This is a genomic window from Actinoplanes siamensis (genome assembly GCF_016862395.1).
GTDB lineage: Bacteria > Actinomycetota > Actinomycetes > Mycobacteriales > Micromonosporaceae > Actinoplanes > Actinoplanes siamensis.
This window is the reverse complement of record NZ_BOMW01000004.1, coordinates 1-12193: the sequence shown is the minus strand read 5'-3', so window position 1 is coordinate 12193 and position 12193 is coordinate 1. Positions and strand designations below refer to the sequence as shown.

Sequence of the window (12193 nt, the reverse complement as noted above, 5' to 3'; positions counted from 1 at the left end):
GCCGAACGGGTACAGCGGCGAAGGCCGGGGACCGGGTCCCAGCGCTAAGGTGACCTTGTGATCGAATCGGTGGACGTCGGTGATGTCAGCATTGGTTACCGGGTGGCCGGGGAGGCCGGCGGGCAACCCGTGGTGCTGTTGCACGGGCTGGGTGACAGTGGACTGGACTGGTCGCCGGTGTTGGACGGTCTGGCGGCCGCATTCCGGGTGTTCGTGCTCGATCTGCGTGGGCACGGGGACAGTGGCCGACCCGGCGACTACTCGTTCGAGCTGATGCGCGACGACGTGCTCGGCTTCTTGGACGCGATGCGGCTGGAGCGCGTCGCGCTGGTCGGGCATTCCATGGGGGCGGTCGTGGCGGTGTTGGTGGCGCAGGCGGCCCCGGACCGGGTCACTCGACTGGTGCTGGAGGACGCGACCGTGCCGCGGCCCGGGGATCTGTACCGGCCGCCGCTGGCGGCGCCGGACGAGCCGACGCCGTTCGACTTCGCGGTGGTCAATGCGATCCGTGCTCAGCTGACCCATCCGGATCCGGCGTGGTGGGACGGCACCGACGCGGTCAAGACGCCGACGTTGATCGTCGACGGCGCCAGCAGCGACGATCGGCAGGCGTTCCTGGCGGCGTCGGCGGCGCGGATGCCCAACGCCCGGCTGGTCACGATCGCCGCGGGTCATTACGTACATCAGGAACGGCCGGCCGGGTTCCTGGACGCGGTCGTACCGTTTCTATCGCTGTGACAACCGGCGGGTGGACCAGCCGGTTCACTGAACGGATCGGCGCGGACTCTACCGCGCCATGATCGCCGGTCGGGCACGCGAAGCCGTCGCTCGCGGCTTCCGGCTGCTGCACGTCGACGCGTCCCCGGCCAGCGCACCCATCCTGCGCCGGTGCGGCTTCCACGACATCACCACCTCGACGCACTACCAGTGGACGCCGCCGAGATAGCGGGCCCTGAACAACGTTTGCTGGTCGGTGGGGTGCTCGACGCCTGTTCGATTGTCGCGGGTTTCGCCCGCCGGTCACGTCTTGTCGATCACTTCCGGCACTGCTGGGGGCGGGTCGGCGGTCAGGCGCGTCGGGTTCGAACATGGCTGTGATCGCTCATGATGTCGCTGACAGGCGGATCGCGGTGGTACGGCTGGCGGTGGTCGGGACGCGGGCTCGTGGGTCAGCGGCGACGCGGGCTTGCGCAGGGGCGCGGCGCGGAAGGCGGCGCGGCGGGACCAGCAGGTTCCGCCGCTTCGCCCTGTTCACTCGTCACCAGCTGGCACAGGGAAAGTGTGTTGACCGGGCACAAGCGTGATCGACCAATAGGACGAGCCGATAGCGGCGCAGGCTTTCGAGCCGGTCGAACAACGCATGCGCATACGGCAGCTCGGGAGGCTCTGTAACAGCGAAGTCGAGCAAGATCGGGTGGCTGTTCCACGGCTCGTTGTCCCCGGACTCCCACTGCAGCCGGGCCTGTGCCACCTCGGTGCCGCCATGCAGATCCTCCGTGCCGGGTGATGGCCCGAAGTCGAAGCCGAGGACCGCGGCAAGATCCTGGGCCACCTCAGCCATTCTCAACTTCTGTCCCCGGTCGGCAGGGCCGATCATTAGTGTCAGGTCCATAACGGTCTTCTTCTCAATTGGTGAGCCGGCCTATTCAACTGTCGCGGTTTCCGCACCACCCAGCCTCCTTCGGGACCGGGCTGAACGGTCCTGCCGCTGAGGCGATGGATGCCCCATGTCCTCGTGCTCGACCATTCCGGCATGCTAATTAGCCAGGTGCCGATCTGCAGCCGTCGGGCTACCCGATACGGCCCGTGAGGCCGCATCCGCCGGACCACCCGTCTAGCCTGGCCCTCATGATCGAGGAGTTCGCGGATCGGCTGCTGCGCGACCTGGCCGCCCTCGACCCCTGCACCGCCGTCGTCGAGGCCGGCGAGCAGGACGCCGACCGGCTCACCGACTACAGCCCGGAGGGTCACCAGGCCCGCGCCGGCCTCGCCGCCCGCGCCCTGCGCGAGTTGGAGGCCGCGGGCGACGCGCCGCCGGTCGTGGCCCCGTTGCGCGCCCATCTCGCCGAGCGGCTGCGCACCCGGATCGCGTTCCACGACGCCGGGGAGGACCTGCGCGAGCTGCACGCGGCGGCCACCGGTCCGCTCGCGCTCGTCCGTCAGGCCGTCGAGGCCGCGGTGCCGGCCCGCGACGCCGGGGGCGTGGCCGTCGAGGACGGCTGGGCGCGGGTCGGCGCCCGGATGGCCGCGATCCCCGCGGCCCTGGACGGGTACGCGCGCAGCCTGCTGCTCGCCGCGGACCGTGGCCACCTGCCGACCCGGCGCCAGGTGGAGCTGGTCGCGCGGCGCTGCCACACCTGGGCCGGCGACGACGCCGCCCTGGCCGGCCGTTACGGCGAGGGACCTCAGCGGGCGTCGTTGCGTGCCGCGGCCGCGGGCGCCGGGGAGGCGTACCGGAAACTGGCCGGGACGCTGACCGCGGAGCTGGCGCCGCGGGCCGTCGAGCAGGAGGCGTTCGGTCCGCGGCGGTACGGGCTCTGGGTGCGCTCCTTCCTCGCGGCCCAGCCCGACCTGCGCGAGCTGTACGACTGGGGCTGGGACGAGTTCCGGACGACCGAGGCGGAGCTGATCGCCGAGGCGAAGGCCCTGGGCGGCAGCGTGCGGGAGGTGATCGCCCGGCTCGACAGCCCCGGCGCGCCCGGCGTCCTGCCCAGCCGGGAGGCGTTCGCCGCCTGGCTGCAGGAGCTGCTGGAGACCACCATGGAGCGGCTGGACGGCGTGTGTTTCGACGTCGCCGCCCCGCTGCGGCGCATCGAGTCACGGCTGACCGTGTCGTCAGGCATCGCCTACACCGGGCCGTCGCGCGACCTGACCCGGCCGGGCCGGGTCTGGTGGTCGCTCCCCGAGGACGCGACGGGCTTCCCCACCTGGTACGCCTACAGCACCGCCTATCACGAGGGCGTCCCCGGCCACCACCTGCAGCTCGGCCACGAGGTCTGCCGGGGCGGACCGGGGCAGCGGCTGAACCTGCTCGGCGGCCTCGCCGGCGGGCAGGAGGGCTGGGCGTTGTACGCCGAGCGGCTCATGGACGAGCTCGGCTGCTACGACCAGCCGGGCGCCCGCCTGGGATATCTGTTCATGCGGCTGCTGCGGGCGGCCCGGGTGGTGCTCGACATCGGCCTGCACCTGCGCCTGCCGATGCCGTCCGGCGACCGGGCGTCGTGGACGCCGGACGCGGCGCTGGAGCTGCTGCGCGACCGCTGTCACCAGGGGCCGTACGCGTCCGCCGAGCTCGCCCGCTATCTGGGCCGGCCCGGGCAGGCGCTGGCCTACAAGGCGGGTGAGCGGGTGTGGCTGGCGGGCCGCTCGGCCTTTTCCGGGGATCGGCGCGCGTTCCACCGCGCGGCGCTGGAGCTGGGCTCGCTGGGCCTGGACCCGTTGGCGGCCGCCCTGCGCGGCTGCCGGCCACCGCGGTGAGGTGGGTCAGAACCCGGGAGGGCGGGTAGGCCGCCGTCGTCGATCGGTCACACGGCGGCCAGGATGCCGGCCAGCTCGGCCGGGCGGGTCAGCATCGGCCAGTGGCCGGAGTCGATGTCGACCAGGTCGAGGTGCTTGATCCGGGCCAGCTCGGGCAGCTCGCCCTCGGCGATCCAGGACCGTACGTCGTCCGGGTCGAACTCCGGGCAGACCAGGGTGACCGGCAGGTCGTACCGGCGCTCGTCGCGTAGCCGGACCACGCCGCGGGCCACGCCCTCCGGGACCGGCACCGCCGCCGCGGCGAAGGCGGCCCGCGCCTGCTCGTCCAGGTCGGCGGAGTCCGGGCCCTCGAAGGCGGCCCAGCCCGGGAACGGCATCACCCCGCCGGTGATCTCGAAGAAGGCCGCGTACGTGGTGCCGTCCGGCTTCGGCCAGCCGCCGATCAGCACCACCTTGACGACCCGGCCGGGCCGGGCGTCCGCCGCCATCCAGGCCAGCGCGGCGGCCGCCGAGTGCCCGGCCACCACCGCCGGGCCGGGCGCCGCGTCCACCACGGCCAGCACCTCGGACACCTGCTCGTCCAGCGTCCGCCCGGTCAGCCGGACCGGCGCGGCCCGCCGGCCGCGGGCCTCCAGCTCCGGCACGACGCGGTCCCACACGGCCGCGTCGGTCCACAATCCGCCGACGAGCACGATCTGTTCTCCACTCATGGAGATCAACGTAGCGGGGATTCCGGACGATCGGCTTCCGGTACCGTGCGGGTCATGCCGACGGGACCGAGCCCGACCGCCCGCGCCCTGCGCACCCTGGAGATCCTGCGCGACCGCCCCGGGGCGACAGCCGATCAGCTGGCCGGGCTGCTCGGGGTCACCGAGCGCGCCGCCAGGCGGTACATCGCGATCCTGCGGGAGGCAGGTGTCCCGGTCCAGTCGGTGCGCGGGCCGTACGGCGGGTACCGGCTCGGCCGCGGCACCCGGCTGCCGCCTGTGGTCTTCACCGAGGAGCAGGCGCTCGGCCTGGTGATGGCGGTCCTCGACGGGCAGCCGGCCGCGATCGACGCCGAGGACCCGGTGGGCGCCGCGCTGAGCCGGGTGATCCGGGCGCTGCCGGAGGGCGTGGGCCGGCAGGCGGCGGCTCTCCGGGCGTACGCCGCGGCCGCCCCCGACCCGCGGGCGTCCCGGCCCAGCCCGGCTCTCACCAGCGCCCTGGTCGGCGCGGTCGCCGCCCGCCGGCGCGTGGTGATCACCTACGGTCGGGAGGGCGGCGACCGCTACGACGCCGAGGTGGACCCGTGGGCGGTGGTGGTCCGTTTCGGGCGGTGGTATCTGCTGTGCCACTCGCACCGCGCCGGCGAGGTCCGCACGTACCGGGTGGACCGTGTGCACGCCGTACGGGACATCGGTCCGGACTTCGTCGCACCCGCCGGCCTGGACCCGGTCGCCATGCTGGAGCGGCATCTGGGCCTGGGGTGGCAATTCCCGGTCCGGCTGGTGTTCCACGCGCCGTTCGGCGAGGTGGCGCCCTGGATCCGGGGGCCGATGGGGCAGCTCGCGGCCGACGGCGACCGCTGTGTGCTGACCGGCAGCACGCGGAACCCGGCGATGTACGCGCAGGAGTGGCTGGCGGCCGTGCCGTTCCGGTTCACCGTCGAGGAGGGACCGGAGCTGCGCGCGGCGGTGGCGGCGGTGGCGGCGCGGTTCACCGCCGCCCTGCGGCCGGCTCCCCGGTGACCGCAGCGGTCCGGACCGCGGTGCAGGCCGACGAACGCGCACACCTGGTGGCACATCCACAGCCCGAGACCGCCGGCGCCGGGGACCGCCGCGCGGGCAGCAGCCCGGCGCAGGGTCGGGGGTGTCCAGCGCCGCCATCCCGGGTGCCGGGTGTGCCGTCCGGGCCGGTAATCCTGCGGGTCGACGTGCTCGCCGGCGAGGTGCGGGATCCGTGCGACGGGCCGGACACGCTCGCGCTCGGCGTCGAGGAGCCGGACGGCACGTTCACCGCGCTGGCCACGCTGGACGGTCGCTACCTGTCGACCGAGGTGACCGGTGGCTTCACCGGCCGGGTGATCGGCATGTTCGCGGCGGCCGGCACGGTGCGCTTCGACTGGTTCGAGTACACCCCGGCGCCGGCGGTCACCTGGTGAGCAGGCGTCCGCCAGCAGTCGCGGCATCCGGCCCTCCGCCGCCGTCGCCCACGCCCGGTGGCCGACCCCCGGGCGCCGGCGCGTCGCGATGATCCCTCGGGCCGGCGCCGAGGTCGCCCGGCCGGCTGTCAGCGGGCACAGGATGCCGAGAGCGCGGGTTCGGGCCGCCCGGACGTGGCATCGTGAACGGGGCACCGAGAGCCGGGACGAACCGAAACGGGGGAGAACCATGCACCTGAGCCCACCTCTACGGCACTGGCACCCGGTCCGCGGCGGGCGGCGGGTGATCTTCGAGCTCACCCACACGCCGAGCGAGCTCACCGTGTTGCTCGGCGCCTGGCTGACCGCATCCCCGTTGCTGTTCGACCACAACGTGGCGACCGTGCCGTACGCCGGGTGGAGCGACGTGATCGCCGGCCTGGCCCTGGTGGCGCTGGCCTACCTGCGGGCCGTCCACCCGGCCGGCACCGGCCCGGTCAGCGTGGTCACCGCCCTGGTCGGCGCCTGGGTGATGGCCTCGCCGTTCGTCCGCGGCTACGCCGACTCCACCACCGCCCTCTGGAACGACCTGCTGACCGGCTTCGCCGTCATCGTGCTGAGCGCGCTCAGCATGCGGTCTCCGCGCGGCGGCGGATCGAGATCGACCGATTAGGCGTACGCCCGGGGCACGGTACCCTCGTCCGATGAGCGCGACCCGGGTCTCCCGCCTCGTCCGCGCCCCGCGCCCGGTCGTCTACCGCGCGCTCCTGGACGCGGCCGCGATCGCCGCGTGGCGGGTGCCCGACGGGATGACCGGCCACGTGCACGAGTTCCACCCCCGCGAGGGCGGCACGTTCCGGGTCTCGCTCACCTACCGGGCGCCGGAGAACTCCGGCAAGTCCGAGGCGCACACCGACACGTACCACGGTCATTTCCGCAGGCTCGTCCCGGACGAGCAGGTGGTCGAGGTGATCGAGTTCGAGACCGCGGATCCCGGCTTCGCCGGCGTCATGACGATGACCACGACGCTCACCGACGCCGGCGGCGGCACCGAGGTGCTCGTCGAGCACGAGGGCCTGCCCGGCGGGGTTCGGCCGGCCGACAACGAGGCGGGTACCCGGATGGCCCTGGCCAATCTGGCCCGGCTGGTGGAGCGGCGGCCGGGGGACGAGGAGCGCCCGCCGCTCGCCCCGCCCGGATCGTGATCCAGGGCGGGACCGGCGGACCGTCACGACCGGGCACGGGGACCGTGACCACTCGAACCCGGGCGGCGCCGTAACGACCACCTTGCCCGGCAGGGGGCGTTTTCAACCCCGGTCGTACCGGTAGTTGTTTTCAGTATCTGTCGTCCCGATCGTGCGGGTGGTGGACAGTCGCGTCGGCCCGATCGTGCGATGCGCTTCAGCCCCGGTCGTCCCGGTCGTCCAGGGCGCGGGTCAGTGCCCGGCAGACCTGGCCGTACCGGATGGCGTCGTCGGTGCAGATCAGCAGCACCGGCGCGTGGGCGACGCTGACCCACAGCTCGCGCGAGCGCCCGTAGCGCCGGATGTCCTCCACCGCCTGCAGCGCCGACGTGCCGGCCATGAGCTGCGCGACCACCCGGACCAGCAGCGCCGCGGCGACCACCGCGAGCGTGCGCCCGGCCCACACCCACCGGGTGAGCAGCACGATCAGCACCTCGGCGGCGAGCACCACGAGCAGCACCGCGAGCGAGGTCAGCACCCGGCGGCCGACCGCGCGCCGAGCCTGCCGCCAGGCGCCCTCGATCTCGGCCAACGGGTATCGCCGGCCACCCACCTCGACGCCCGAGGCGGCCACCGTGATGTCGGCGTCCTGGTAGTAGATGCGCATTCCGTCTCCAGCATGCCGCGCCCGGCCTGATCGATTCACCGGCCCGCGCCCGATCGGGCACAAAATGAACTTGTTCTAGTTGGCCTAGAACAAGTAGTCTGCGAGTCATGCTCTGGAGAATCGATCCCGTCAGCGACGAGCCGCTCTACGCGCAGCTCGCCGCCCAGGCACGTCTCGCGGCGGCCCGCGGCGACCTGGTGCCCGGCGACCGCCTGCCGGCCGCCCGGGACCTCGCCGACTCGCTGGAGCTCAACGTCCACACCGTCCTCAAGGCGTATCAGCAGCTGCGCGACGAGGGCCTGATCGAGTTGCGCCGGGGCCGGGGAGCGGTGGTCACCAGCCGCGCGGCCGCCGATCTGTCCCCGGTCGACAGCGCGCTGGCCGCCCTGGTCCGCGCGGCCCGCGCCGCGAACCTGTCCGCCGAGACCCTGACCGCCCTGCTCAAGGAAGCGATGAGCCGATGACCGCCCCGTCCCGCACGACAGTCCTTTTCTCGTCACTGACCGCGCTCGTGCTGGTCGCGATCGCCGCCACCGTGGTGTGGTCCTGGCGTGACGACCTGCCGGACCCGCTCGCCTCGCACTGGGGCGGCCGGTCGTCCGTGCCGGATGGGTTCTCCTCCCTGAAAGCGCTGACGCTCAGCACCGGCGTCCTGGTGGTGCTGCTCCTCGCGCTGTTCGCCGCGATCGGCTGGTTCTGGGGGAGCACCGCGACCACCCGCCGGCTCGTCGCGGCGTCCGCTGTCTGGGCCGGTGGCTTCGGCGCCTGCCTGCTGCTGTTCACCGCCGGCGTCCAGCGCGGGCTGACCGACGCGAGCCGGGCGACACTGCCCGGCTGGGCCGTCGCCGGCCTGCTGGTGCTGCCGCTGGCGCCCGCGGTCGTCGCGGCGCTGCTGGTCCGGAAGGACCCGCGCGAGCCGGCCGGCGGACCCGTCGGGCCGGACGCCCCACGCCTGGCGCTGGGCGGCGACGAGCGCGCCGTCTGGATCCACCGCGCCGACGGCGGCCCCGGCCTGATCGCCGGCGCCCTCGCGATCGCCGTCGTCGCCGTGCTCGCCGTCGTGCTGCGCGAGTGGGCGCTGCTGATCGTGCCGGTCCTGCTGGCCGCCCTGTTCGCGGCGATGTTCGCCTTCACGGTCCGGGTCGACGCGACAGGCCTGACCGTCCGCTCGGTGCTGGGCTGGCCGGGCACCCACATCCCGCTGGAGGAGGTCGAGCGGGCGTCGGTCGCCGAGGTCCGGCCGATTCGTGAGTTCGGCGGCTGGGGCTGGCGGGTCGGACGCCGGGGCCGGGTCGGGGTGGTCCTTCGGGCCGGCGAGAGCCTGCTGGTCGAGCGCAGCGCGGATCGCTCGTTCGTGGTCACGGTCGGCGACGCGGCCACCGGCGCGGCCCTGCTCAACACGCTGGCGGAGCGCTCCCGGGCGGCATAGGACACGGCCGGACGCCGCCCTGCGCCTCCGGCGGCGAGCTCTGCGGGCCGGGCCGCTTCTGCGGGAGCGGCCCGGCCCGATCGCAGGCGCCCACCCCCCTCCTCGCCATCAGGGGTGGGCCGCCTCGCGGATGACGTCGGCGTAGAGCCGGAACAGCCGGGGCCGTGCCCCGCCGGTCGCCTCCGGTCCGCGTTCGAGCAGGCGGGTCCAGCACAGGGCCGCGAGGTGGCGGGCGTGGGTGCCGCTCCAGGGCTGCGGAAGCAGCTCGGGCGGAAGGAGCGGATCGGGATTCATGGCGTCGGTGAACTCGGCGGCGAGTTCGAGGGCGATCACGAGCTGGTCGGTCTCCGCGAGCGGGGCGGTGTCGCCGAGCCGGTCGAGGCCGGCCCGGGCGAGGGCGGCGAGCCGGTCGTAGCGCTCGGCGATGTCGTCGAGGGGCCACAGCCGGGCGGCGAGCGTGGCGGGATCGCGGTGCTCGCCCAGTCGCAGGTCCCGGGTGGTGAGCACGGTGAGGGAGCCGAGGACGCCGAGCTGCCGGGCGGCGGCCTCGACGTGCGGCGCGACGGGATTGGCGGTCACGTACAGTCCGCCCTGTATCGCGGCGGCACCCAGCCGCAGGATGGTGTCGCGCAGGGAGTCGCGGGCGGCGCGGGCCGATTCGGGGATCGCGAACGCGAGTAGGTGCCAGGTGCCGTCCCACGGGGCCTCGCCGCGATCCTGGCGGTAGGCGTACCGGACGTAACCGGTCTCCGGGGCGATGGCGCCGGTGATGTCGGCGGTGGTGCGCAGCACCGCCCTCCGGCCGCGGCCCTCGTGGGTGAATCGGCCCTCGGCCACGAGCCGTTTGATGCACAGACGCACTTGCTGGTCGGTCATGCCGAGGGCACCCGCGATGGTGTACAGCTCGTCCGCGTCGACCGTGCCGTCCTCGCGCACCATCGCATGGACCAGCAGGCGGGTGGTGATCACCGGGCTTGGTTCCGTGCCGTGCCGACATCGCGGTGCATGGTGGTGACGGCGCCGAAGCCCATCAGCCGCCTCAGGAAGGGGGTCTGCTCGGTGCGGACCGCCGTGAACCCGTGCCGCTCGTACAACGCCCGGGCGCGCGGGTTGACGTCGATGACGTCCAGACGCACCTGGCCGCAGCGATTCTCGGCAGCGACGCGGACGATCTCCGCGAGCAGAACGCCGCCGATACCGCGGCCCCGATGGTCCGCGTCGACGGCGATGCCGTCCATGACGAGCTGCCCAGCCGCCGGGTCGCGTTCCAGCAGGGCGAGAAGCGCCAGCCGAGGCAGGCCCCGGACCGCGCCGTAGGTCTTGAGGACGTCGGTGGCGCCGCCACCGGTGAGCCCCCGGCCGTCCAGCTTGAATCCGGCGACGCCCACCACCCGGTTCCTGGCGAGGGCGACCACCGCACGGTCACGTCGTAGGTGGGTGGCGATGAAGCGCCGTCCCGTCTCCGGCGGGTTCAGGGCCGCGCCCAGTTTGCGGCCGAACGCCTCCCAGTACAGCTCGGCCACCCGGCGCTCGGCGCCCGCGGGAACGCCCCGTCGCACGGTGATCGAACCGCTTTCTGCTGTGTCCACTGTCACTTCTCCTTGCCGCCAAGGTGACTTCCTCAAAGTCTATCAGCAACGATACGTTCATCGGCGCAACGATCGTTTTAGTATTGATAGTTTGGAGGCGGCATGGTGGAGGTTCGGCACGTGGCGGCACCGGGCGGAGCGGCGGTACGTATCCCGGCCGTCGACGCGCTGCGCGGCTTCGCGCTCCTGGGCATCCTGATGGTCAACATCACGTACTTCGCGTCCGCCTACCACGGCACCGGCCTCGAGGATCCCGGGTTCGGCAGCCCGCTCGACGACGGCGTCCGCTACGGGGTGGCGGTGCTGTTCGAGACGAAGTTCTACCTGCTGTTCTCCTTCCTCTTCGGCTACAGCTTCACCCTGCAGGCGGCTTCGGCGGCGCGCGGTGGCAGCCGCCTCGTACCCCGGTTCCTCCGCCGCCTCGGGGCGCTGTTCGCGATCGGTGTCCTCCACGCCGTCGTGCTGTTCCCGGGGGACATCCTCACCACGTACGCGTGCCTGGGGCTGATCCTGCTCGCCGCCCGCCGGACGCGGCCGGCGAACGCGGTCCGCGCGGCGATCGCCCTGCTCATCGTCACCGCGGCCGCCTACCTGATCCTGGCCGCCGTCCAACAGTCGGCCGGCGGCGGCATCGACGTCGCCGCGGTCGGCGCGCAGGCGCGGCACACCACCGAGGGGCTGCGGGGCGGCCCCGGCTCGGTCGTCGCCACCTATCTGGAGCAGCTGCCGGACGTCCTGGCGCTGCTGGTGTTCTTCCAGGCGCCGGCCGTCCTGGCCGCCTTCCTGCTCGGCCTGGCCGCCGGCAAGGGCAACCTCCTGGTCGAGCTCACGCACCGGGAACGGACACTGCGCCGGATCGTCCGGCTCGGTCTGCCGGTGGGGCTGCTCGGTGGAATCGTCTACGCCCACGCGAGCCTGGAGCACCCCGGCACCGCCTACCAACTGCTCGCTCTCGGCGTGGACATGGTCACCGCGCCGCTGCTCACGGCCGCCTACGCCGCGCTGCTCCTGCGCTGGGTCTCCGGCGCCCGGGGCCGCCGGGTGGCCCGCGCGCTGTCACCGGCCGGCCGGATGACCCTCACCGCCTACCTCACCCAGTCGCTGGTCTGCGCCCTCGTCTTCACCGGATACGGCGCCGGCCTGGTCGGCCGGATGTCGCCGCCGTGGGTGCTCGCCATCGCCCTCACCCTCTTCGTCGTGCAGCTGGCGGCCTGCCACTGGTGGATGCGCCGCCACCGCCACGGGCCGCTCGAGTGGCTGCTGCGGGCGGCGACCGACGCCGCGTGGCCACGCAACCGGACCCACCCGGCGAACGACGGCGGCCGGCCGGCTCGCGGCTGAGATGGTGCGCCTGCCCGCAGGAGTACCCGGATGTTCCGCACCCGCGGCAGCGCCGAACTCCCCGATTGGCGATCGTGGTGGCCTGGGCCAAGGCGGCCGGGCTTCTCCGAGTCGTGCAAGGCCGGTTGGTAGAGGGCGCGCGACGTCAGTCGCCGTCGGCGGGTGGTTCCCCCGCGCGCCGGCTGGCGAGCCGGTAGAGCGTGGCGCCGAACGCGATGACGTACAGGCCGGCCAGCGCCATAGCCGCCGCGTTCGGCCCGGTGACGGGCGCGGCCGGTGGCGGGGTGGCCCCGCTGGGCGCGGCCCGGTGCGGTGTGGTCCGGCTCGGTTTGGGTCGATGCGACGCGGACACCGACGGTGAGGGCGACGCGGACACCGACGGCG

General features: G+C 73.7%; 15 protein-coding genes and 1 pseudogene. 10 read left to right on the top strand and 6 right to left on the bottom strand.

The features are described from left to right. The first annotated feature begins 57 nt into the window (after positions 1–57). Together Asi03nite_RS00955 and Asi03nite_RS00950 are read left to right on the top strand one after the other, a co-directional pair. Complete coding sequence (locus Asi03nite_RS00955; RefSeq protein WP_203676271.1) at positions 58–738, top strand: alpha/beta fold hydrolase; 681 nt, start codon at positions 58–60, stop codon at positions 736–738. A gap of 58 nt (positions 739–796) precedes the next feature. Then, the gene (locus Asi03nite_RS00950) at positions 797–946 is read left to right on the top strand and encodes a hypothetical protein (RefSeq protein ID WP_239102257.1); all 150 of its coding nucleotides are present in this window, start codon (positions 797–799) and stop codon (positions 944–946) included. Between the two features lie 312 nt (positions 947–1258). Here Asi03nite_RS00950 and Asi03nite_RS00945 read toward each other — a convergent pair whose 3' ends face one another. After that, the gene (locus Asi03nite_RS00945) at positions 1259–1612 is read right to left on the bottom strand and encodes a hypothetical protein (RefSeq protein WP_203676268.1); all 354 of its coding nucleotides are present in this window, start codon (positions 1610–1612) and stop codon (positions 1259–1261) included. 236 nt (positions 1613–1848) lie between these two features. Here Asi03nite_RS00945 and Asi03nite_RS00940 point away from each other — a divergent pair, with 236 nt between their 5' ends. Further along, positions 1849–3477, top strand: a complete 1629-nt coding sequence (locus Asi03nite_RS00940) for a DUF885 domain-containing protein (RefSeq protein ID WP_203676266.1) — start codon at positions 1849–1851, stop codon at positions 3475–3477. Between the two features lie 47 nt (positions 3478–3524). Here Asi03nite_RS00940 and Asi03nite_RS00935 read toward each other — a convergent pair whose 3' ends face one another. Beyond that, positions 3525–4187 carry an alpha/beta fold hydrolase gene (locus tag Asi03nite_RS00935; protein ID WP_203676264.1) on the bottom strand — a complete coding sequence of 221 codons (663 nt, stop codon included), beginning with the start codon at positions 4185–4187 and terminating at the stop codon, positions 3525–3527. A gap of 54 nt (positions 4188–4241) precedes the next feature. Between Asi03nite_RS00935 and Asi03nite_RS00930 the strand changes: the two genes are divergently transcribed. From Asi03nite_RS00930 to Asi03nite_RS00915, 4 genes are all read left to right on the top strand, one after another. Next, the gene (locus Asi03nite_RS00930; RefSeq protein WP_203676262.1) at positions 4242–5207 is read left to right on the top strand and encodes a helix-turn-helix transcriptional regulator; all 966 of its coding nucleotides are present in this window, start codon (positions 4242–4244) and stop codon (positions 5205–5207) included. A gap of 152 nt (positions 5208–5359) precedes the next feature. After that, positions 5360–5620, top strand: a complete 261-nt coding sequence (locus Asi03nite_RS37595) for a beta-xylosidase family glycoside hydrolase (protein ID WP_239102252.1) — start codon at positions 5360–5362, stop codon at positions 5618–5620. Between the two features lie 229 nt (positions 5621–5849). Further along, entirely contained in the window at positions 5850–6272 is a 423-nt protein-coding gene (locus Asi03nite_RS00920) for an SPW repeat protein (RefSeq protein WP_203676257.1), read from the top strand. 31 nt (positions 6273–6303) lie between these two features. Then, positions 6304–6804 (top strand): SRPBCC domain-containing protein, encoded by a 501-nt coding sequence (locus Asi03nite_RS00915; RefSeq protein ID WP_203676255.1) that lies wholly within the window; start codon positions 6304–6306, stop codon positions 6802–6804. Between the two features lie 196 nt (positions 6805–7000). On the opposite strand, the gene Asi03nite_RS00910 is transcribed toward Asi03nite_RS00915, so the two are convergent. Then, on the bottom strand, positions 7001–7450 hold the full coding sequence (locus Asi03nite_RS00910; protein WP_203676248.1) for a DUF6232 family protein: 450 nt from the start codon (positions 7448–7450) through the stop codon (positions 7001–7003). A 107-nt stretch (positions 7451–7557) separates the two neighbouring features. Between Asi03nite_RS00910 and Asi03nite_RS00905 the strand changes: the two genes are divergently transcribed. Continuing rightward, positions 7558–7914: a GntR family transcriptional regulator gene (locus Asi03nite_RS00905; protein ID WP_203676246.1), complete on the top strand. Its 357-nt coding sequence runs from the start codon at positions 7558–7560 to the stop codon at positions 7912–7914. Further along, positions 7911–8879: a hypothetical protein gene (locus tag Asi03nite_RS00900; RefSeq protein WP_203676245.1), complete on the top strand. Its 969-nt coding sequence runs from the start codon at positions 7911–7913 to the stop codon at positions 8877–8879. Before Asi03nite_RS00905 ends, Asi03nite_RS00900 begins: the two co-directional genes overlap by 4 nt. 108 nt (positions 8880–8987) lie before the next feature. Here Asi03nite_RS00900 and Asi03nite_RS00895 read toward each other — a convergent pair whose 3' ends face one another. After that, positions 8988–9848 (bottom strand): PaaX family transcriptional regulator C-terminal domain-containing protein, encoded by an 861-nt coding sequence (locus Asi03nite_RS00895; protein WP_203676243.1) that lies wholly within the window; start codon positions 9846–9848, stop codon positions 8988–8990. Further along, positions 9845–10468: a GNAT family N-acetyltransferase gene (locus Asi03nite_RS00890; protein ID WP_203676242.1), complete on the bottom strand. Its 624-nt coding sequence runs from the start codon at positions 10466–10468 to the stop codon at positions 9845–9847. The genes Asi03nite_RS00895 and Asi03nite_RS00890 overlap by 4 nt, the downstream gene beginning before the upstream one ends. 102 nt (positions 10469–10570) lie before the next feature. Between Asi03nite_RS00890 and Asi03nite_RS00885 the strand changes: the two genes are divergently transcribed. After that, positions 10571–11809 carry a DUF418 domain-containing protein gene (locus Asi03nite_RS00885; RefSeq protein WP_203676241.1) on the top strand — a complete coding sequence of 413 codons (1239 nt, stop codon included), beginning with the start codon at positions 10571–10573 and terminating at the stop codon, positions 11807–11809. Positions 11810–11954: 145 nt separating this feature from the next. Here Asi03nite_RS00885 and Asi03nite_RS00880 read toward each other — a convergent pair. Beyond that, a pseudogene (locus tag Asi03nite_RS00880) lies at positions 11955–12193 on the bottom strand (hypothetical protein); the annotation flags it as partial.